Genomic DNA, 21626 nt, shown 5'->3' with positions numbered 1-21626 from the left:
TGCCTGTCCAGTGGCTGTATAAGCTGCTTGGCAAAACGACGTTTAAGAGCACCCTGATCGGCGGGGTCGCCTCCCTGCCCGGCATGATGTGCACCTGCTGTGCCGCCCCGATTGCGAGCGGCCTGCGCAAGCGCAACGTGTCCGTCGGGGCGGCGCTCGCTTTCTGGCTCGGCAACCCGCTGCTGAATCCGGCAACGCTTATCTTCATGGCTTTCGTGCTGTCCTGGAAATTCACATTGCTGCGCATTGTTCTGGGACTGGCCCTGACGTTCGGCGTGAGCTACTTCGCGAACCGCTTTGCCGGTTCCTCCGAAGTGCCGGAACCGCTGGAGGAAGCAACGGTCGTCAAGGAAACGGACCGCGGACCTTTCCTGTTCCGCTGGGTCAAGAGCCTCGGCTTGATGATTCTAAGCGTCGTTCCGGCATACCTGATTGCCGTCCTGCTGCTGGGTGCTTTCCAGTCCACCCTGTTCCCGGTATGGGTAGGCGGCGGGATCGCTGCTATTATCCTGTTCGCCGTCGTCGGCACGCTGTTTGTCATTCCGACGGCTGCCGAAATTCCGATCATCCAGTCCTTTCTGTCCCTGGGCGTCGGTTCGGGCCCAGCCGCAGCGCTCCTCGTGACGCTCCCGGCAGTCAGCCTGCCGTCCATGCTGATCGTGGCCAAGTCGTTCCCGCGGAAAGTGCTGCTGTTCGTGTTCGGCGCGGTCATCGTGACCGGACTAATCAGCGGCCTGCTGGGCGCTTGGCTGCTGTAATTGCGGTGATACGCATATAAAATCAAAGCAATCCATCCACAGGAATTTCGTGGATGGATTGCTTTTTTTCTTTGGGCTGGATAAATGAATGGGAGGCAAAGAAAAATGTAGGCGATTTTTAGTTGACTACTCAACTTAATTGCGTTATCATTTTCGTAGATCAAGTTTACAAGTCAACTAAACAAAAATCAAAACGCACACTCGTTGCCCAACTGCAGCGGTGTGAGCAGAAGGGTGAGATACGTATGGTTAGCGGAGCATTTCCTTACGAAAAAAAGCGTCAACGCGTTTATGATTTAGAGATGGCTTATATAGAGGTCGGCAGTGGTGATCCGATCGTTTTCCTGCATGGTAACCCTTCCTCCTCTTATCTATGGCGCAACATTATTCCTTACGCACAAAACGCCGGGCGCTGCATTGCCCCCGATTTAGTCGGGATGGGAGATTCCGATAAACTGCCGGTTAGCGGTCCGGACGCCTACACCTTCACCCAGCACCGGGAATACCTCGACGAGCTTCTTAACAAACTTGGGATTTATGATAAGATCACCTTCGTCGTACACGACTGGGGCTCTGCTTTGGGATTTGATTGGGCGCGGCGGCATCCTGGCGCTGTGGACGGTATCGTGTATATGGAAGCGATTATCAAACCCAGCAGCTGGAGCGAAATGCCGGAACAAGGGCGTAAAATATTTCAAGCGCTGCGGTCTGAAGAAGGTGAACAGATGATACTGGAACAAAACTCATTCCTCAATGTCAATCTCCCCGTTAATGTCATCCGTCAGTTAACGAAGGAAGAGCAGGAGCAGTATCACCGCCCCTTTGTCGAACCAGGGGAAGGTCGTCGTCCGATGCTCTCCTGGGCCAGGCAGCTTCCTTTTGACGACGGGTCAACGACGGAGGTGAATGAAATTGTCGCGGCTTATGGCGACTGGCTGGCACACAGCCCCGTCCCCAAATTATTCATCCATGCCGAACCGGGAAGGACTTCGCCATCCCAATTGGATTTTTGCCGCAGTTGGCCAGATCAGACCGAAGTGACGGTGCCAGGGCTTCATTACCCGATGGAAGATGCCCCCGATATGGTTGGGGAGGCCCTTGCCTCTTGGTTGAAAAGGCTGAAATAGAGCTTGGACCAAATCTGCTTGTGGAGAGGAGAACTTGATCAGATGACCTTTTCTCGAAGGGAAGTCCTATCGGATGAATTGCTGTCATGGACAGGTGTAACGGTTAGCCCCCACCGATTCGGCGGAATTGAGTTTCTTTATGGGGGAAAAGAAATAGGTCATATACATGGGGACCATCTGGTTGATCTGCTCTTGCCCAAATCGAAACGGGATGACGTGGTAGCCACCGGTCTTGCCAACCCGCATCATATGTTCCCTCATTCGGGTTGGGTATCTATTCATTTGAAGTCTGAAAAGGACATGACCAACGCAGCTGAACTTTTGCGCTTCAAGTATGAATATTTGGTGAACAAGATAGATGGCATCCGTTCGGAAAAAGAAACAAGCGGCTAAAATCCAGCCGCTTGTTTTTTTGATGTTCTGGGTTGTTTGTGGCAACCATGGTCCGAACGGAAAACGATGACCGCGGGTCACTTATAAATGCGAACCTCCGGTCGCATCGAGCATTTGCCCCGTCACCCAGCGGCCGTCCGGTGAAGCCAGGAAAGCGACGGCATCCGCGACGTCCGCGGCCTCTCCGATTCGTCCAAGAGCGGACATTTCCGCCGCTCCCTGACGGGCTTCCGGCGTGTTCAGCCAAGAGGCGTTCACATCGGTGTCGATAATGCCGGGGAGCACGGCGTTGACGGTAATGCTGCGCGGACCCAGCAGCTTCGCAAGGTGCAGCGTAAAGGTATTCACCGCCCCCTTGGTCATGTTGTAGGACATGATATGCGGAAATGCAATTCGGGTCACACCTGAAGAAATATTGATAATCCGTCCTCCGTCCCGCAGCCGATCCATCGACTGCTGCACGAGAAAGAACGGCGCTTTCACATTCACGGCAAACACCTCGTCAAAGTCTGCCTCCGTTGTTTCTTCCATCGTTTTCGATGTTCCGATACCGGCATTGTTCACCAGAATGTCATACTGGCGGCTGCCTGTCCGCCGGGTCAGTTCGGCATCCAGTGATTCAAGCAGACGATGGACACCTTGGATGTCCTGAAGATCGGCACCGATGGCAAACGCCCGGCCTCCCTGTTCCTCAATCATCTGTACGACCTCGTCCGCTGCATCCCTGCGGCTGCCGTAGTGGACCGCAACAAGCGCACCTTCAGAGGCAAGACGCAGTGCAATGCCCCTTCCTATTCCCCGGCTGCCTCCGGTCACGAGAGCTGTTTTTCCTTCTAATCTTTTCATCCCTGCTCACTCCTTCTTCTCTTCTGTGGTTTGTAAACCCACTGTACACCCTCCCCTTAAGGGGAGAGTCAACACCTGGAGTGAGCCTTTGTCTAAAAATAAAGAATCAAGTGCTAAAGAGTACCGCGCAGCGGGAGGAAGACTTCGGACCTCCGGAATTTTCCGTACATGTCTCGTTCGGCGGCAATATAGACTTCACGGACCGGCTCACCGGGTAACGGTTCATATCCCTGCGAAGCGGCCCATTCCATGACATGCGCTGCTGCAGGACAGTGGGCGGCATAGGGGTTGCAGTCATGAATCAGAGATGCGGCGGTTTCATAGCCGGGCAGCTCTACAATGCGGACGCGACCGCGCTCTGGCGTCGGTTCCTCAAGAGGAAATGCCACTTCGATGTCAATGACTTCCCTTTCGCCGTTCCCGCCCGCGTCATGCCAGAGAAGAATCAACGGTCCGTCCGCTGTTCCGCAGCCGTTAGCCATGACATAGTCCCTGACCTCATTAACCAGCAGGCAGAGGTCCTGCCGCGGGATCGTATCCCTGACCGAGGCGGCCCATTGCGGCTGCAGCTCGCGGAGCGTTACGGCTTCGGATCCATCCACCGCAGCCGCCCCGACTTGTTCCAGCCGCTGCATTCTCCGGTCGATTTCTTCCAGCTGACGCTGTGCTTCCTCGATGGCGGTCTCCAGATCAGCCCGCTTCATAGCGAGCGTATCCGCAGCCGTACCGGGCGTTCCCTCCTCCTGAAGCAGCGGAGCGATCTGCTCCAGTGTCAGCCCAAGCTCTTTAAAAGCTCGAATGCGTTCCACCGTCAGCAAATGATCGGCGGAATAATACCGATAGCCGGAGCTCTCGTCCACAGCGGACGGTTTCAGAATCCCCAGCTCATCGTAATAACGCAGCGTTTTGATCGATATCCCGCTCATTTTGGCAAAAGCGCTGATTTTAAACATGTTCTTCCGTTCCCTTCTGAGGTATGATCTCAGCTTCATTGTATGGAGGTACTGCAGCTGCGTCAATTAGGGATTGGTAAACACCTAACTATTCTGAACTACCCCAAAAAAAGGCTGCAGTCCAGGGCATCCATGATGCCTCCAGATTGCAGCCGTGGTGATCTTAGCTCAATTTTTAACTAGTGAACCGGAGAATATTCCTTCCCTTCGCCGCCTGCGGGAGCAACCTCCGCTGTATGATCCAGCTTTTTGCTGCCCATAAACAGTGCCGCAAGCAGGGCCAGAATCGCAGGCACGCAGGCCCATGCGAACGTCTGGACGATTGAAGAAGCGAGCATCTCGGAAATGTTATGCAGCACTTCAGGCGGAATGAGCGAGCGTGTCTCCGGAGCCAGCAGCGCATGCGGGTCCTTGATATCGAGCCCCGCCGGCATCGCCGCTGCTCCTCCCGCGTTTGCTGCGCCAGCCCCCGCAGAGCCGAACCTTTTCGTCATTTCATGTGTAAACGAATGGCTCTGAATCAATCCGAAAGTCGTGATCCCGATGGTCATGCCGAGCGAGCGCAGGAAGTTCAGCGTCGAGCTCGCCGTTCCCCTTTGGCGGTAGTCCAAACCATGAATGGCTGCGTTTCCGAGCACCGAAAACGACGCGCCGATTCCAAGCCCGATCAGAATCATATAGATCGTCACGATCAGCCGGGTCGAGTTCACCGATAAGGTGGCGACCAACGCCGTGCCGACCAGGAATAACAGCAGCGTCGGAATCAAAATGTTCCGGTACGGCATTTTGTTCATCAGACTGCCGCCCAGCGTCGCCGTGACGACCGAGCCGACCATCATCGGCAGCAGCACCAGCCCCGAATTAGTGGCCGAACCGCCCAGCACACCCTGGATAAAAATCGGAATGTACACCGAAGCCGCGATAAACGCCGCGCCGCTGAACAGGCCGACCAGGACGCTGGTAGCGTACAGCCGGTTTTTAAACAATCCGAACGAAATAACCGGCTCTTTCGCTTTGGTCTCGGCATACAGGAAGGCGATCAGCAGCACCGCAAATCCTCCGAACAAGGAGAGGATTTCCCAGGAATCCCAGGCGATTTCCTTGCCGCCCAGCTCCAGGGCGAACATGAGGCAGATCACCGCTCCCAGCAGCGTAAAGGCGCCGAACCAGTCGATCGGCTGCTTGGAATGCTCATGCGACTCCTTGTAGAAAAACGCCACCATGATGAAGGCGATGACGCCCAGCGGCAGGTTGATGTAGAAAATCCACTCCCAGGCGATATGATCCGTTATGTACGCCCCGAGAAGCGGTCCGAAAATGCTGGACATGCCGAACACGGCGCCGAACAAACCGCCGAGGCTGCCGCGCTTCTCCAGCGGGACCGCATCGAACATGATCGTAAACGCGATCGGGACCAGCGCTCCGCCGCCAATACCCTGAACCGCCCGGTACAAGGCCAGTTCCGTGATCGTGGTCGCCGTGCCGCACAGCGCAGACCCCAGCATGAACAGAATAATCCCGAAGACAAAAAACTTTTTGCGGCCGTACATATCCGACAGCTTTCCGAAGATCGGCATCCCGGCCATTTCCGCCACCATGTAGGCCGAGGTGACCCATACAAACTTATCCATGCCGCCGAGCTCACCCACGATATTTCCCATGGCCGTGGCGACGATGGTGTTATCCATCGAGGCCATCAGGATGCCCAGCAGCAGGCCGGCGATGACGACCGGAAGACTGCTTTTTTGTGCAGGTTTCACGTTCTCAAACACTCCTTTAATTTCTGATTTCTCTGTAACCGATTCTGAGTGTAAACAAAAAAGTATGACAACTGTATGTCATACTTCTGAGTATTTCCGAATCATTTTTTTTAATTTGGCGTGGACAGCCTCCCGAAGCTCCGTGGGCTCCTTCACCTCGGCCCCGTCGCCGAAGCTGAGCAGCATCGGGATGAGCCACTGCGTTCGCTCCATATGCTCTAGGGTAATGCTGAGCAGGAACGAGCCGTCGTCGAGATACGTTTTCTCCGCTCCATAGAAATAGTCCATCGCTCTCGCCAGGCAGTCGGCGGAAAAATGAATTACCGCATGCACCGGGTTTCCTTGGTTGTGCAGCTGCTTAAACGTCACTTCCTCGGGAGCCGCATGCTTGTGCTTCGTAAAATGCTCGCCCATCGCCTGCAGGTCGGCCATCCGGGACAGCCGGAATTTCCGGTAATCCTGGCGGTCCCGGCAGTAGGCGAACAGGTACCAGACGTCGTACTCGTAAATCAGCCGCACCGGCTCCACGACGCGCTCGGTCTTCTCGTTTCTGGCGTTGATATATTTGAAGCGCACGACACAGCATTCCGTGATCGCCGCCCGCAGCAGCCGCAGAGAGTCATTATACAGCTGCCGGCTCGCTAGATTCATCGACAACACCGGCGAATCCTTTTCGTGCTGGATGGTCTTCAACTTTTGAATCGTTTCGGCCGCCTTTTCGTCCTCGAACACGGTCGACATGCTGGAGAGCAGCGTCACGAGCGACCCGACGTCATACGAACCGAGCAGGCTTTTTTCCATTTTATAATCCTTGATAATGCCGAAACCGCCCTTGACCCCTTGGTAGGACACCACAGGAATGCCAGCCGCGCAGATGACATCGATATCCCGGTATATGGTCCGCTGCGAAACGTTGTACTTCTCGGCCAGCGCCGACGCGGTAATAATTTCGTGATTCAGCAGCATGTAAATCATCGATATGATGCGTTCGAGCTTCAATGCGTTTTCCTCCTGCACCTGTTCGCCGCCGTTCTTCAAACGGTTAGCAGTTCTCTACGCCTCATTATAATTTACAGTACTTCTTCAGCGCAAAACTATTTAGCAGGATGAGCGCGATTTTGGCATGGGCCGCCTTCTTTACGCCTCCACGGTCTGCGGCTCGACGTTACCTCTTGCCGTTTGCCGGTTTTGCCGAGCCTTCAGAGCCGAGCCAAGCAGAACAACCAGACTAACCGCGGCAATACCGGTTAACACGGCTGTCGAATGATTCCAATCCAGGCCCCGGCCGAAGAAGAACATTTCACGCAGCCCTTCCACCATAAACCGCATCGGCAGCCAAGGGAACACGTAGTCGCGGTAGAACGATCCCATCATCTCGGCTGGAAGGCTCAGCAGGGGAGCCCCGAAGAAGAGCAGCAGGACAAACAGCACCATCGACTTGAGCCCTGCCCAGGACAGCACGGCGGAGATCATCAGGAAAAAGGCAAAGTAGCATAGTGACAAAAATATCGCAGTAGCCGTTCCGTCCGGAATATGGAGTCCCCAGCTCCCGGCAAACCAGGTCAGACCGAACCCGGCAATAAGTGCCAGAACAGCTCCCGCGACGGTCTGGACTACTCGGGCAGCGAGCAGAGACCGGCGGTAAGCGAAGTTCAGCTTGCTGATGACGAGATAGAATATAACCCCGCCCAAGATGCTGCCCATCCAGATCGGCTGGAATAACGACACCGGCGCGTTGCCGTTCGCCGTATGGGTGCCTGTCTCATGGACATTTTTTACGTCCTTCGCAATAGGCGCCGCCAGCACGGATGCCTGCTGCACCGTAACCTTGCCGCTCTGCTTACCGGCTGCAGCCAGCAGGTCAGCGCGGATCTTCGCATTCATCGTGTCGACGATTTGGTTGAGCACCTGACCGGCCATGGTGGAAGCCGAAGCGCTCATGCCTTGGTTCACGTAAATGCGCAGCTGAGGCTGCACCGGTTTATCCGTGAGCAGCGTCGCTTGATTCTGGCTGAAATCGGCCGGAACCACCAGCGCGGCATAATATTTCTGTTCATCCAAACCGGACATCGCTTCCTTTTCCGTGTTTACATGAACCCATTCAATCGCCGGTCCATCTGCTGAAGCCGTGGATGAAGTCTGCTGTTTAATCATACCGGTCAGCGTTTCTCCCATATTTGTCGCGGTTCCGTTCGGCAGCGTCACGCCTTGATCCTCGCTGACCAATGCGATCGGCAGGCGGACCGGGGTCGGATTTATGGTCGGAATCATCGCCAAACTAAACACAAATATAACGGCGGCTACGATCAGCGGCAGTACCCACACCAGCTTTTGCTTCATCAAAGTCATTTCACTCATCACTCCTATGCCTTTATAGTTTGTTCAAGATAATGAACATCGCGTTGATTATCTCGGGCAAACTCATTATAATAAGAGCGCATAGACGGTTCAATAAACAATAATCCGGAATGTGCGCATTACTCGACACATTCTTTTAAAGTGTCTACCTCGGATTCAAGGAGTGATCACATGGACGGAAACACAGACCGGCGGATCGTGCGGACGCGGCTGGTCATCCGCGATGCGCTGACGGAGCTGATTGAGGAGAAGGGCTTTGAAGCCGTATCTGTAAAGGATATTACGACTCGGGCGAATATTAACCGGGGAACGTTTTATTTGCATTACCGTGACAAATTCGACCTGCTCGAGCAGAGCGAAGCCGAAGTGATTGAGGGGATCATCGCGATCATTACGAAGGCAACGTCAGAGGATCTGGAAACGTACCGGGAAACCGGCATTTCGGTCTCCCTGATCGTTACCGTGTTCGAATATATTGAGGAGCATGCGGCTTTTCTCAAAGCCATATTGGGGCCAAAGGGAGACGTGTCTTTCCAATCGCAGCTGAAAGCGATGTTCCGGAAAAATCTGCTGGAGAAAAATTTATCGCCGCTGATCCGCAAAGAGAACCTGCAGGTCCCTGCCGAATACTTCCTGTCATATGTGTCTTCCGCCCATCTCGGCATTATCCAGCAGTGGCTGATGAGCGGAAGACAGGAAACGCCGGCAGAGATGGCACGCATTCTGTCGCTGCTCACGTTCCGGGGTCCTTTCTTTGCCGCAGGCATAGCCGTATCGGATCCTAAGGCTTGATGCCAACGACGGTAAGCATGTACATCGTTATGGATTCAGCCTCAGACTGAACCCATTGGCGGTACTCCCGCTCCGCGCGCTCATATTCCCCGCGTGTTATGAATCCATCGCGTTCCATCTGCGGCCCCCGGCTGGAAGCGGTATCCGCCCACAGGCCGGACCGCTGCGCATAATCGGGATCATCCCGTCGCACCTCTTCATGGCAGGGCGTGGCCTTGACCTGTGCAAGTCCTGCCTGCTGCAATAAGTCCGGGAGATCGTCCGCAATCCGGTTGTTCAGGCCAGCATCCTCACGCCAGTTCAGATACGCGGAATAAAACGCGAGCATGCTGGCAGGCGGCTGCGGCGACCAGGCGATTTTTTCGTGGTTATAGTCGGCAATGACGATCTTCCCGCCAGGCTTTATCGCCTTTACCATAGCCTTGAGCGCCGTTAACGGATCGGGGAGCCAGACCATGAGCCTTGAGCAGGTGACGATATCAAACCCAGGACAATCCTCCATTGCTTCCTCAAGCGAATAGATATCGCCTTCCGTAAACGATAGCCCGGGAACTTTTCCATGCGCTTGCTGCGCCTGCTTAATCAAACGGGGGTTTTGATCCACCCCGACTACGCTGCCTTCCGGACCTACGGCTTCCGCGATGCCGCGGGTAATAGCTCCCGTGCCGCATCCAACATCAAGGACCGACATGCCCTTCGTTAACATTCCTTGCAGGATGGGATGCGATAATGCCAGCGTTCTGGCCTGAAGAACATTCGTCAGTTTGCCGGATAATTCGGTACGCCGGGTCATCGGCTCATTATTCATTTGCTGCCGCCTCCTTTTAACCGGATAATTGGGTTCTGATTAAGCTTACACAAAGGACTGTTATAGTTCTAATATATAAATCGTATAGATATAATAGATTTTAACTATAAAAACCGTCATCCACGGCAGCCGATCAGGAAAGCTGGAGGCTTCCCTTCCCCATTATTCAGGCGCCGCAACAGAAAAAAGAGCCTCGTTGTCATCAACGTGGGCTCCTTCCCAACCATACCCTAAACTTTATAAGTGCTGACTGTTTCATTCCAGCCGGGATCCGGACTTCCTTAGAACGCAATGGCTGCCGCTGGCTGAACCTTCGCAAAATCACGGAACATCCCGTTGTATTCCTCGATAATCTCCCGGGCGGTCCTGCCGCCTTGGTCATACGTCGTGTGGGCGTCTTCAACGACCACCACCTCGTAGCCCAGCTGTCCAGCGCGCTTGCTGGTAGCTTCAACGCACAAGTCGGTTTGAATTCCGGACACGATCAGCCTCTGCACGCCAAGCGAATTCAGCTTCTCCTGCAGGTCCGTCTTGTGAAACCCGTCGGGCGTAAATTTCTGTACGACGATCTCTCCTTCGGCAGGTGCGATCCGGGACTGGATCTGCCATGCAAAGCTGTTCGGCTCCAGCTGCTCGCCCGGTTCTTCGTTATGCTGAATGTACACGACAGGTACACCGCTTGAGCGCGCGTCCGTGACAAGACCCTGGATCTTGTCCAACAAAGCTTCGCCGTCGAAAACGGGATATTCCGGTACGAACATGCCTTCCTGCACGTCAATGACCAATAATGCGGTACCGCTGCTCATTTTTGCTTTCCCCTTCCAGAATGGAATTCATTGGCTCTGTGTTCATTCCGCATGCTGTCTTGAAATCATCATACCGGAACATACGTTCCTGGTCAATGCGAAATTATGCTATGCCGTGAACCACTCTGGGTAATGCTCCCGCAAATACCGCAGCTTAATCTCGGTCTGGCCTGCCCCGCCGCCTTCATGTCCGTTGAACGGATAGATGACGATGTCCTTGTCGCTTTGAATCCGGTTATAGGTCGCGAAATACATCTGGGGAGGACAGGTTTCGTCCTTGAGTCCAACGCTGGCCAGTACCCGGCACGCGATACGATCGGCCATATTCATCGTGTCAAAATAGCTCAGGTTGTCCATTACAAGATCCGTCTGCTCCGGGTGGCGGTTTAAGTACTCGGCTACCGCAGCAAAAGCTCCGTGGTTGCCTTCGATCCGGCAGACGAGATTGCTGTTGCTCGGCACGTCAACCATCGCCAGCATAGGACGGTCGTCCAGGGCGGATACCGCCGTCCCGAGCGCACCGCCTTGGCTGCCGCCCTCGATCACGATTTTTGAAGCGTCGATATCCGCTTGAGCGCAGGCAAAATCGATCGCCTTCAGCGCATCCATGTATGCATACCGGTAATAATATTCCCATTTGTTATGTACGCCTTTGCTGGCCACGTTCGCCACATATCCGTGCGAGTATGAAGCGCTGTTGCCGGTCCGTCCGCCTTGGTCACGGCAGTCTACCGACAATACAGCCATCCCCATCATCACCCAGTGCATCAGCTCGGAAGGCTTGCCCCTGCTGCCGGTAAAACCATGGTAATGAATCAGGCAGGGATATTTCTCTTTGTTCTCAAAATCGGGAACGATCAGCCAGCCGTAAATTCTCGTCTCATCCATTCCGCAATACGAAACGTCGTATACCTTCACGTGCCGCGCTGGATATTCGATCTGCGTACGCTCCGGGTCCAGCGGGACCTCCTTGGCCTGCCTGATGGTCGTCTCCCAAAACTCGTCGAAATCGTCTTTCTTGGTGAGAGGGGGAAGGTAACTGTACAGTTCCTTCGACACCTCGTCTGTGTAGCCCATCGGTTCCATCCTCCTTCATAACAAGCAGTATACCGGATATGCCCCGTTTTTGCACCGGTATTTGCCTCGGTCCTCTGATAAGATAATTGGCAACTCCGGGCGATCCCAAAGGTCAGAATCAGCTTCTGCTCCACATACCCTGGGGACGTTGTTTAGGCACGTCAAATTCCCCGCAACACGAAAAAACCGTGAATTCTACCGTCCTACGCGGATAGAAACACGGTTTGCCCGCACGCTCTTCAGCTTGCTTGTCATGCCTCTGGCTCGCCCATCAGCCAGCGGTTTGACTCATTCGCTTCCGTAAACTCCTTAATGTCGTAGGAGGCATAGTAACGCTCCTTAATAAAAGGATCCTGCATGACCCAGTCCTCAACCTCTTCGGCGCTGCGTCCGCTGAAGACCATCACCGCACCGTCCTCGTCTGTAAAAGGTCCGCATAACCGCAGACAGCCTAACCGGCTCATCGCCTCAAGATGCTGAACATGCTGCTCTAATAAATCCTCGCGGAGACTCCCGGTTTGTTTATTCCCTAATAACACCAGAAAGCTTCTCATGAGATCCCTCCATCCGAATGTACGTTCTCATTCTATTATAACGGATCGTGACGAGGGATCCATAGTTTGTAGAAAGCGGCAGTTATGCTTGACGATTCATCAAGCCCCGGCCGATCAAATTGGCGGAGACGGGCTTGATCCCGAGTTCCCTGGACCAGACGGACAGCTGCCCGACATGGTGAATCTCGTGAGCGATCATATGCCGGATCACTTCGCCCCATTTGTCCTCAACGGGGTGGCCGTCCGGATGGACATCGCGGAATACGTTGTATTCCCAAGCATCATTCCAGGAATAAACAAACTCCTCTACTTCCGGCTTGAACGCTTCCTGCAGTTTCAGCACCTTGTCCAGACTGCGGTATCCGTCAAAGCTCTCCTGAAAATCAGGCTTTCCCTGCAGGCAGCGAACCCAGCTCCATTCCACATCGACGATATGAAACAGGGTGTGCAGAATTCCGCCTACTCCGCCTGTGCGGGTGCGAAGCAGCTCCTCCTCCGGCACACTCTCACACCAGCGGAACCAATCTTCACGAACCTGCCAATTATATTGGAATAACGTTTTAATGAGCAATCTCTCCTCTTTCGTACCGGAATCTGTCTTTGTCATTCATGCCTAAACGGCTATTTCATTTACTCATATAGCGCACGGGAGCACAATGGAAAATTAAAATATACCCGTTTTATACCGCTGCCTTTCAAATAGAACGAAAGATTATATTTTTGAAGAGGTGTGGAACCACGAGTCACTGCTGCCCGGGCTTGTCATGCACCTCGATGACGATGCTTCCACTTGCTTTCCCGTCGATGTAGGCGTCCAGCTTCCATAATCCTTTGGCCGGCAGATTCAGATAGCCAACAGACTCAACGTACTCCCGCGGCTCCTTCACAGGATCGTCATTCTGGATTTGCGTCTTCCCTTCAAAAGCCGTCACCTGCTCCCCCGTCTCCCGGCTTGTTCCGATGACTTTCACATCTTTATCCAGCAGCCGCCCGGTTTCTTCCGGCGTATCACCCCAAAAGTGGAGGAGCTGCTTGTTGCTCGAATTCGCTTGTACTAAGCCGTCTACGATGGCAAATTTGTCTTTGCTTCCCTTGAGCCCGTACGGCTCCGGATTCCCGTCAGGTCCGGATTTGGAAATCGTAAACGAGGGGCTCTGCTGCCAATCTTCGTATCCCCCTGCTGTTTCTTTCTTAACTTCGCTGCAGCCGGACAGCAGGAAGACAAACAGGAACGTTGCCCATATTAATCGCAAAATGCACTCCTCCTTTTTTTGAGTCAGGGACTGGATAAAGGGATTTTCTCGTAAACCTTCTGCCCGCCGCTCCATTTTAACCGGATATTTTTTTCTCCAGCGACCGGACATGGTCTTTCAGCTCTCGAATCTCCCGGTATAAGTCCTTGTAAACGGAATAAACGAAGGATCCGATTACCATCAGCAGTAAGCCTGCGGTGGGAAAGAGGAATTTCAGGCAGTACCATACAATATAATACGCTTCGGGCGTATCCGATCTCGTCGTTCTGGGGATCCAAAGTGCCAGTCCCGAGAGAAGGAGCACCAGCCCCGCGGTCATGGAACAGACATAGAGGATCCGGTACTTACTAATTTCCATTCCACTGCTCCTTTCACAGCTCCATCCCTTACTATATACCATATTTTTCAAATCAAGTCTGCCTATTACCCATGATCCAAAAAGCACATAGTCCGCCCCAACCATCCACAGGCTTAGCCATAAATAAACCCGAAAGCCTATCCATTCTGGACTACCCTGCTGTCCACCGTGCCGCTGCGGCAATCCAATGTGGATGAACCATTCATCCACCACCCCGGCTATCCATGAAAAAAAGGAGCAGGCATCTCGCCTGCTCCTTCTTACCGTTTGCTCCGGCCGGAAGGGATTAACAGCACCGGCCGGGACGCAGACTTTGCCTTCTTCAAGCGCCGCGTCTTGCTTGGGAATCGGCTCCCTGAAGCAACCGCCGCGGGTATGACCGCCGCGGGTGCGACCTGCAGCAGTCCGGCGCCTACCGCCTGCCGGCCTCCCGGAATCTGAAGCGCGCTGGCTTCAAAACGGCGCTTAATTTCGGCCGGTCTCATCCTAGGGAACAGCGCCCTCAGCAACGCGGCTCCCCCCGTCACATGAGGGGCTGCCATCGAAGTTCCCGACATCTTGCCGTACGTGCCTCCAGGCAATGTCGACAAAATATCGACGCCCGGCGCCGCGACGGAAATGCCGTTCCCCCGGCTCGAAAAATCGGCAACCCGGTTCGCTCGATCCGTCGCGGCAACGGCGATGGTCTCGGGATAGCGGGCCGGGGCATCGATCAGCGGGCTGAACATCGTCCCCTCGTTTCCCGCGGACGCCGAAATGACGGCCCCCTGCTTGGCTGCCCGTTTAATGGCGTCCTGCAGCGCCTTGTTATTGCCTGATCCGGTCAGCCCGAAGCTCATGTTCATCACTTTGATTCCCCGTTTGAGGCACCAGTCGATCCCTTCCACAATGTCGGAAACAAAGCCGTTTCCGTTTTGGTCCAGCACCTTGACGGCGAACAGCTTGACTTTGGGCGCATTGCCGAAAATTTTTTGCCGTCCGGTGGCTGCCGCGATTCCGGCCACATGCGTGCCGTGGCCGTTATCATCCTGAAACGATCCGCCGGTAATCGTATTCACACCGCCCGCAATACACAGATCCGGATGTTTGGCGATGCCCGTGTCGATGATGGCCACCTTGACTCCTCGGCCCATCGTCTGGTTCCACAGCTCGGGCGACTTCACCCTGCTGACATTCCAGGGAATTTTGGCCGTGTCCACCAATGCGCTTTTCTTGGTGGCCTTGTTTGCACCGCCGCGTTTGGCGGCAGCAGCAGGCTTGATCGCGTGAGCCTTCACTTTCGCGTCCCGCTGGACATAGGCGATACGGGGATGCTGCTTTATTTTTTCCATATCCGTGGAGCGGTGAAAATGGCAGCAGATCAGCCGGTGGCTGTCCACGGCCTTCACCGGTTTGATTCCATTTGCGTTGAGTATATCAAGGCACTGCCGGTAATCCTGCTGCGTTTTGAACACGACGATCTGACGACTTGTTGTTTTGCTCGGGCGGCTGACGGCCGTTTTCTTCAATAACTTCTCCAGCTGCTTCACTGTATGCACCTCATTTGGAGGATGTATTCCTGATAGAATATGTGACATCGCCCGCATTGGTGTGCCTTTGCCGTGCTGCCTCAGCGTTAGCCCAGGAATAACCCAAGCCGCAGGGAGAGTCATTAAACCAAATGGTGCAGATACGCTGATATGGGTGCACTCTGTGCCATGTTGGTATATGTCGGCGGGCTAAGCGATGTATTATCCACCTTGTCAGCCCATCTCTCCAGCAATCGTTAAGCATAAAAAAAGCCCCCGTCCTTCCTACGCAGCATTGACGTAAGATAGACTGAGGGGCAGCACCGTTCTCAGATGCTTTGTTCTATCATTTTAATATAAAAATCTATCTCTTTGCTGATCTGTTTATTCGTTACCTCTTTGCGATCTTACTGCTGATCCTTCGTCACCAGTTTCAGCGGCGCCGGGATCGACTTGTCGACCGTTTTGCCCTGCAGCACGTCCTTCGCCGCCTGCACGGCCATCTGGCCGATCAGCTCAGGCTGCTGCGCCACAGTGGCGGTCAGCTTGCCGGCTTTGATCGAGTTCAGCGCGTCCTCGTTGCCGTCGAACCCGATGACCGGGATATTTTTGCCGGAGCTTTGGATCGCTTCGATCGCGCCGAGCGCCATCTCGTCGTTGTGGGCGAAGACGGCTTGCACGTCCGGGTTGCCCTGCAGCAGGTTTTCCATGACGTTCAGACCTTTGGTCCGGTCAAAATCGGCCGCCTGCTTGGCAATGACGTTCAGTTCGGTGTCGGCCACTTCGTGGAAGCCTTTGCCGCGTTCACGGGTTGCGGATGCCCCCGGCACGCCTTCCAGCTCGATGACTTTGGCGCCTTTACCGAGCATCTTCACGATGTATTCGGCCGCCATTTTGCCGCCCTTGACGTTATCCGATGCAACCAGCGCTTTGACGTCCCCTTTGTCTGATGAACGGTCAAGCGTAATGACCGGAATCCCCAAATCGTTGGCGTTCTGCACGACCGTGGAAATCGCGGCGGAATCCGTCGGGTTGATCAGGAGCACGTTGACCCCTTTTTGGATCAGGTCGTCTACGTCATTGCTCTGCTTGGCCGAGTCATTCTGGGCGTCGACGACGATCGTTTCCATACCCTGCTTCTTGGCTTCGGCCACCACACCGTCCTTCAGCGAGACGAAGAACGGATTGTTGAGCGTGGAGACGGACAAGCCGATTTTCATTTCCTTAATATCGCCGCCCGTTTTGGGCTTGGCCCATTCCGGCGGTTCCAGCGAACAGCCTGTGGTCAGAATCAACAAGAGTGCAGCTGCGATTAGCGTTAATTTTTTCATGATGATCTACTCCTTCTTATGCGGATTTCTTCCGGTCGATCAGGACGGCGATCAGAATGACGATCCCTTTGACGACCATTTGGTAAAAGGAAGAAACGCCGAGCAAATTCAGACCGTTGTTCAGTGTACCGATGATAAGCGCGCCGATCAGGGTGCCGACGATGCGTCCGCGTCCGCCGGACAAGCTCGTGCCGCCAAGGACGACCGCCGCGATGGCATCAAGCTCATAGGATGTGCCCGCCGTCGGCTGTGCCGAATTCAGGCGGGAGGTCAGGATGGCGCCGGCCAGAGCTGACAGCAGTCCTGCCAGGGAATAGATCATGATTTTTACGCGCGGTACCTTGATACCGGATACGATCGATGCTTTTTCGTTGCCGCCGATGGCATAGGTTTTACGGCCAAATGGCGTTTTATTAAGAATGACCCACAGAATGACAAAGGTAATGATCATGGTGATCGCCGGTACCGGGATACCGAGCTCGTATCCGCGCCCGAACAGCTGGAACAGCCGGCTGTCGCCAAGTCCTGTAATCGGGTTACCGTCCGTGTACACCATCGTCAAGCCTCTGAATACCGTCATGGTCGCCAGTGTAGCAATAAACGGCGCCATTTTACCTTTTGTAATGAGCAGGCCGTTCACCATACCCATCACGCCGCCGAGAAGACAGCCGATAATGATCGCCAGGATCGGATCAAAGCCCGACACCAGCATATTGGCGACAAACGCACTGGACAATGCAAGAATCGAACCGACGGACAAATCGATGCCGCCTGTCAAGATGACGAAGGTCATACCAAACGCGATAAGCGCGTTGATCGACACCTGGCGAAGCAGGTTCAGAATGTTAAGCGGTTCCAAAAAGCTCGGATTCAGCACCGACACGATGATGATCAGAATGATCAGCCCCAGCAGCGGGCCCAGCTTTTGCGTCACTTGCGATAGTTGGAAACCTTTTGGTTTTTTAGCGTCTTGAATGGTTGTCATGTTACTGTCCCCCTGTTGCTAACGTCATTATTTTTTCCTGCGTGGCTTCTTCGCTGCTCAGTTCCCCGCTGATTTCGCCTTCATGGACGACCAGGATCCGGTCGCTCATGCCCAGCACCTCGGGCAGCTCGGAGGAAACCATAATAATCGCAACGCCGCGTTCGGTTAATTCGTTCATCAGTTGGTAAATTTCCCGCTTCGCCCCAACGTCGACCCCGCGTGTCGGCTCATCCAGGATAAGCACTTTCGGACCGATGCCGACCCATTTGGCGATGACGACCTTTTGCTGATTACCGCCCGACAGGTCGCCTGCCGCGGTTTCCGCAGATTGCGTTTTGATCTGCAGCCGTTTGACCAGCAGGTCGACAAAGTCTTTTTCCCGTTTCCCGTTAATAAAGCCTTTCGACGTAAAGCCGGACAAGCTGGGCAGCACCATATTTTCCCGGATCGAAAAATCGAGCAGCAGCCCTTCATCCTTCCGGTCCTCGGTAATAAAACCGATGCCGCGTTTGACCGCATCGTCAGGCTTGCGGATATGGGCTTTTTTGCCCTTAATCCATATTTCGCCGCTGTCCAAGTGATCGAGCCCGAACAGGGCGCGCATGATCTCGGTCCGCCCCGAACCCATCAGGCCGGAGAAGCCGACGATCTCGCCGGAACGCACTTGAAAGCTGACGTTCTCGAACAATCCCTTGCGGGTGGCGTTCTTCACTTCGAGCACCACATCGCCGGGCGACGGGTTCCGCTGCGGGTAGCGCTCGGTCAGCTCGCGGCCGACCATTTTTTTCACGACTTCGTCAAAGTTGGTATGCGGTATGTCCTTCGTATCCACCGTTTTACCGTCGCGCATGACGGTGATCCGGTCGCAGATTTCAAATATTTCTTCCATCCGGTGCGAAATATAGACGATGGAAACGCCTTCCTTTTTCAAGGCGGCAATGACGTCGAACAGCTTGCGGATCTCCCGCTCGGTCAGCGCGGCCGTCGGCTCGTCCATGACGATGACTTTGGCGTCGGTCATGAGCGCCTTGGCGATCTCGATCATCTGCTGCTGGCCTACCGAGCACTCCCCGGCTTCACGCTGGAAGGGGATGTCTACCGACAGCTTGTCGAATTGGGCCTTTGCCAGCGTTTTCATTTGTTTGGTGCTGAGCAGTCCCCACTTCGTGGTCATTTCCTTGCCGATAAACAGATTTTCAAGGACGGTCATGTCAGGCCAAATGTTTAATTCCTGGTGGATAAAAGCGATGCCCGCTTTTTCCGCTTCCTTCGGGTTTGGAAAATACGTCTCCTTGCCGTCGATCCGGATGACACCCTCATCCCGCTGATGCAGACCGATAAGAATGTTCATCAGGGTGGACTTGCCGGCACCGTTCTCCCCCATCAAGGCGTGAACTTCGCCTTCCCGAAGCTCAAAATCCACACCGCTCAGCACGTGGTTGGTGCCAAAGGATTTAAAAATGCCTTGCATTTGTATGTGCATAAGGGTTCCTCCTCTTTATCCAAAATGGACGCCGGATTGCAGAATGCAGTTGGCGAACGGCTTGGCTTCTCCGGTCCGGATGACCGCCTTGGCTGTGCGGGTCAAAGCTTTAAACTGTTCGTGAGGCACGTCCTCAATCGGGCAATCCGCAAATGTATGGTCAATGTAAGCTTGCGCTTCTGGGTTATCCGTTTTCATTTCCGCGGCGACGATGACCTTTTCGATTTCCATGTCCTCCGCGATGGAACTCACGACCTCCTCAAAGCTCGGATTCCCAAGCCTCAGGGCGATGTCGATTTTGGTGACCCCTTCGGGGATGGGAAGGCCCACATCGGCCACGACGATCGTGTCGGTATGGCCGAGGTCGGCGAGGACTTTGGCAATGTGACTGTTCAGCATCCCATGTTTTTTCATTACAGGTTCTCCTCCACTTCTTGACGTGTCGGCATGCCGCCCTGCGCGCCGAACTTCATGACCGACAGCGAAGCGGCACGGTTGGCGAACCGGACACTGTCCGCAATCGGCTTGCCTTCAGCCAGCGCCACGGCAAAGGCCGCGTTAAAGGTGTCACCGGCGCCGGTCGTATCGACGGCTTCGACTTTGTAAGAAGGAATCACAACCTCTTCCTGTCCGTCAAAATAACGTACACCGCTGCTGCCTTCGGTAATGAACAGCTTGTTCGGATATCGGCGCAGCGCTTCGGATACCCGGCCTTCGCCGAACATGATCGCAGCTTCGTGCTGATTCGGCGTGATGTACGCCGCGTTCTCGATCACTTCGTCCTTGACCGGACGCGCCGGCGCCGGATTCAGCAGCAGCGGGACGCCGTGCTCGGCACAGATCCGGCTTACGTGCTCCACCGTTTCTTCGGGAATTTCCTGCTGGATCAGCACCATATCGGCCGCGGTGATCGCTTGTACAGCCTGGTCGATATAGGCCGGCGTGACCTCATCATTAGCTGCTTTAACAACAACGATACTGTTGTCCCCTTCGGCAAGCACGATGTGAGCCGTTCCGCTTTCCATATCTGTAACCGGTTCCACATAGTCTACAGAAACCTGATTAGCTCGGAAATTGTTCAAAATGGCTTCGCCAAAGTGGTCGTCTCCCACCCGGCCGATCATGCTGACGCTCGCCCCGAGTCGGGCGGCTGCCACCGCCTGGTTGGCTCCTTTGCCTCCAGGCACGGTTTTAAAGCTCTCGCCGAGAACGGTCTCCCCCGCTCCCGGACGTTTGGACGATGTCACTACCAGGTCCATCGAGCTGCTTCCGATTACGCAAATGTTAGCCATCTTAATCCACCTTTCTGGTCGTATCCCGCTCTACAAAAGATACGGGCAGTTGTATATTTCGATTGTCCACGTTTCCCTGCTCGATCAGGCGGATCAGCAGCAGCGCCGCTTCCTTGCCCATATCGTAGGCCGGCTGCCGGATCGTTGACAGCGACGGGGAGAGCAGGCTGCTGAGCGGGATATCGTCAAAACCGATCACCTGCACATCCTCCGGCACGCGCTTGCCGAGGCGCTGAGCCTCATGCAAAACGGCGGTCGCCACGATATCGTTGCTGGCGATGACCCCGTCAGTGTCGAGATGTTTGGCGAACAGCTCTTTGGCCCAGCTTTCCGCTTCCGCAAAGGAAAAGGACGAAGTCTGAATGATGTTGTAGTCGATACCCGCTTCCTCAAGTACCTCCACGGCGCCTTGGAACCGGTCCTGGGCGGGACGGATATGTACAGGTCCGCGCAGGACCGTGATCCGCTTGCTGCCGCGGGCGATCATTTCCTGGGCGGCCAGCCGTCCGCCCTTGCGTCCGTCCGAGTACACTGACGGGCTGTCGCTGGACGTACGGTCCAGAAACACGACCGGGATGTTCAGCTTGGCGTATATATCCGAATCCGGACGGTTGGTTGAAGAGATGACGCCGACCACATTATTTTGAATGAAGGTCTGGATGTATTCCTGTTCCTTCTGCTCGTTCTCGTCACTATTGCCGAAAATGATGCGGAATTCGTTAGCCTGCATGCCGTCCTCCACGCCCCGCGCCAACTGCGGGAAATAGGGGTTCGTAATGTCAGGCAGCAAAAGTCCGATCAGCCTCGACTTGCGTTTGTATAATGATCTTGCAACCTCGTTTGGCGCATAATTCAACGCTCGAACCGCGTCTTCCACTTTCTTGCGGGTATCGGCATGTACGTATCCTGTTTCATTAATGCACCGGGATACGGTCGCAACCGAAACCCCTGCATGGCGTGCTACATCTTTAATCGTTACCATCTGAAATTATCACCTCGAAATGTGGAACCGGTTACACACATAAAGTAACACATCACTTTGCGTTTGACAATAGCGCTTTCAAAATTTTTTGATTGGATAATTTTTGCAGATGGTATAAAATGCAGGCGCGGTGCGGAAAAATAAGCACATTGTGCTTGGTGTCCTCAGTGCCGTATAGGGCGTAAAAGTAACAGCTTTTTTG

The 21626-nt window shown here is 54.4% G+C and carries 23 protein-coding genes; 4 read left to right on the top strand and 19 right to left on the bottom strand.

Going from position 1 to position 21626, the window contains the following annotated elements:
- The 3 genes from BCV73_RS08690 to BCV73_RS08680 form a co-directional block, all read left to right on the top strand.
- Positions 1-758 (top strand): permease (locus BCV73_RS08690; protein WP_256992783.1); only part of this gene is annotated, 758 nt, incomplete at its 5' end.
- Positions 759-1003: 245 nt separating this feature from the next.
- The gene (locus BCV73_RS08685; RefSeq protein WP_089550166.1) at positions 1004-1885 is read left to right on the top strand and encodes a haloalkane dehalogenase; all 882 of its coding nucleotides are present in this window, start codon (positions 1004-1006) and stop codon (positions 1883-1885) included.
- A gap of 42 nt (positions 1886-1927) precedes the next feature.
- Positions 1928-2278 (top strand): luciferase domain-containing protein, encoded by a 351-nt coding sequence (locus BCV73_RS08680; protein WP_089546768.1) that lies wholly within the window; start codon positions 1928-1930, stop codon positions 2276-2278.
- A gap of 81 nt (positions 2279-2359) precedes the next feature.
- On the opposite strand, the gene BCV73_RS08675 is transcribed toward BCV73_RS08680, so the two are convergent.
- The 5 genes from BCV73_RS08675 to BCV73_RS08655 form a co-directional block, all read right to left on the bottom strand.
- Positions 2360-3124: a glucose 1-dehydrogenase gene (locus tag BCV73_RS08675; RefSeq protein ID WP_076167334.1), complete on the bottom strand. Its 765-nt coding sequence runs from the start codon at positions 3122-3124 to the stop codon at positions 2360-2362.
- Between the two features lie 113 nt (positions 3125-3237).
- Complete coding sequence (locus tag BCV73_RS08670; RefSeq protein WP_143811839.1) at positions 3238-4116, bottom strand: MerR family transcriptional regulator; 879 nt, start codon at positions 4114-4116, stop codon at positions 3238-3240.
- A gap of 140 nt (positions 4117-4256) precedes the next feature.
- Positions 4257-5774 carry an MDR family MFS transporter gene (locus BCV73_RS08665; RefSeq protein ID WP_244169231.1) on the bottom strand — a complete coding sequence of 506 codons (1518 nt, stop codon included), beginning with the start codon at positions 5772-5774 and terminating at the stop codon, positions 4257-4259.
- 141 nt (positions 5775-5915) lie between these two features.
- Entirely contained in the window at positions 5916-6836 is a 921-nt protein-coding gene (locus BCV73_RS08660) for a helix-turn-helix transcriptional regulator (RefSeq protein ID WP_089550165.1), read from the bottom strand.
- A gap of 138 nt (positions 6837-6974) precedes the next feature.
- The gene (locus BCV73_RS08655; RefSeq protein WP_076169445.1) at positions 6975-8180 is read right to left on the bottom strand and encodes a YhgE/Pip domain-containing protein; all 1206 of its coding nucleotides are present in this window, start codon (positions 8178-8180) and stop codon (positions 6975-6977) included.
- A gap of 186 nt (positions 8181-8366) precedes the next feature.
- Between BCV73_RS08655 and BCV73_RS08650 the strand changes: the two genes are divergently transcribed.
- The gene (locus tag BCV73_RS08650) at positions 8367-8987 is read left to right on the top strand and encodes a TetR/AcrR family transcriptional regulator (protein WP_076167339.1); all 621 of its coding nucleotides are present in this window, start codon (positions 8367-8369) and stop codon (positions 8985-8987) included.
- On the opposite strand, the gene BCV73_RS08645 is transcribed toward BCV73_RS08650, so the two are convergent.
- The 14 genes from BCV73_RS08645 to BCV73_RS08580 all read right to left on the bottom strand — a co-directional run bounded on the left by BCV73_RS08645 (position 8977) and on the right by BCV73_RS08580 (position 21424).
- Entirely contained in the window at positions 8977-9795 is an 819-nt protein-coding gene (locus BCV73_RS08645) for a methyltransferase domain-containing protein (protein WP_089546766.1), read from the bottom strand. The genes BCV73_RS08650 and BCV73_RS08645 overlap by 11 nt on opposite strands.
- A 281-nt stretch (positions 9796-10076) precedes the next feature.
- Positions 10077-10601, bottom strand: coding sequence for a cysteine hydrolase family protein (locus BCV73_RS08640; protein WP_089546765.1), 525 nt, complete (start codon positions 10599-10601; stop codon positions 10077-10079).
- Positions 10602-10709: 108 nt separating this feature from the next.
- Complete coding sequence (locus tag BCV73_RS08635; RefSeq protein WP_089546764.1) at positions 10710-11678, bottom strand: acetylxylan esterase; 969 nt, start codon at positions 11676-11678, stop codon at positions 10710-10712.
- 251 nt (positions 11679-11929) lie between these two features.
- On the bottom strand, positions 11930-12232 hold the full coding sequence (locus tag BCV73_RS08630) for a YciI family protein (protein ID WP_089546763.1): 303 nt from the start codon (positions 12230-12232) through the stop codon (positions 11930-11932).
- Between the two features lie 82 nt (positions 12233-12314).
- A complete protein-coding gene (locus BCV73_RS08625) occupies positions 12315-12839 on the bottom strand; it encodes a DinB family protein (RefSeq protein ID WP_481855783.1) in 525 nt (174 codons plus the stop codon).
- A gap of 136 nt (positions 12840-12975) precedes the next feature.
- A complete protein-coding gene (locus BCV73_RS35715) occupies positions 12976-13485 on the bottom strand; it encodes a hypothetical protein (RefSeq protein WP_089546762.1) in 510 nt (169 codons plus the stop codon).
- A gap of 76 nt (positions 13486-13561) precedes the next feature.
- Entirely contained in the window at positions 13562-13843 is a 282-nt protein-coding gene (locus BCV73_RS08615) for a hypothetical protein (protein ID WP_089546761.1), read from the bottom strand.
- Positions 13844-14103: 260 nt separating this feature from the next.
- Positions 14104-15372: a S8 family peptidase gene (locus tag BCV73_RS08610; protein ID WP_179231928.1), complete on the bottom strand. Its 1269-nt coding sequence runs from the start codon at positions 15370-15372 to the stop codon at positions 14104-14106.
- 386 nt (positions 15373-15758) lie between these two features.
- Positions 15759-16682, bottom strand: a complete 924-nt coding sequence (gene rbsB / locus BCV73_RS08605; RefSeq protein ID WP_089546759.1) for a ribose ABC transporter substrate-binding protein RbsB — start codon at positions 16680-16682, stop codon at positions 15759-15761.
- Positions 16683-16698: 16 nt separating this feature from the next.
- Positions 16699-17667, bottom strand: coding sequence for a ribose ABC transporter permease RbsC (gene rbsC / locus BCV73_RS08600; RefSeq protein WP_076167363.1), 969 nt, complete (start codon positions 17665-17667; stop codon positions 16699-16701).
- A 1-nt stretch (position 17668) separates the two neighbouring features.
- Complete coding sequence (locus BCV73_RS08595) at positions 17669-19150, bottom strand: sugar ABC transporter ATP-binding protein (RefSeq protein ID WP_089546758.1); 1482 nt, start codon at positions 19148-19150, stop codon at positions 17669-17671.
- 15 nt (positions 19151-19165) lie between these two features.
- Complete coding sequence (gene rbsD / locus BCV73_RS08590; RefSeq protein ID WP_089546757.1) at positions 19166-19564, bottom strand: D-ribose pyranase; 399 nt, start codon at positions 19562-19564, stop codon at positions 19166-19168.
- On the bottom strand, positions 19564-20442 hold the full coding sequence (rbsK, locus tag BCV73_RS08585) for a ribokinase (protein ID WP_076167372.1): 879 nt from the start codon (positions 20440-20442) through the stop codon (positions 19564-19566). Before rbsK ends, rbsD begins: the two co-directional genes overlap by 1 nt.
- A gap of 1 nt (position 20443) precedes the next feature.
- Positions 20444-21424: a LacI family DNA-binding transcriptional regulator gene (locus BCV73_RS08580; protein WP_076167374.1), complete on the bottom strand. Its 981-nt coding sequence runs from the start codon at positions 21422-21424 to the stop codon at positions 20444-20446.
- Positions 21425-21626: the final 202 nt, after the last annotated feature.

It is taken from the genome of Paenibacillus sp. SSG-1 (genome assembly GCF_002224835.1).
Classification (GTDB): domain Bacteria; phylum Bacillota; class Bacilli; order Paenibacillales; family Paenibacillaceae; genus Paenibacillus_AQ; species Paenibacillus_AQ favisporus.
The sequence above is the reverse complement of the archived record's forward strand: the minus strand, read 5'-3'. Positions and strand labels throughout refer to the sequence as shown.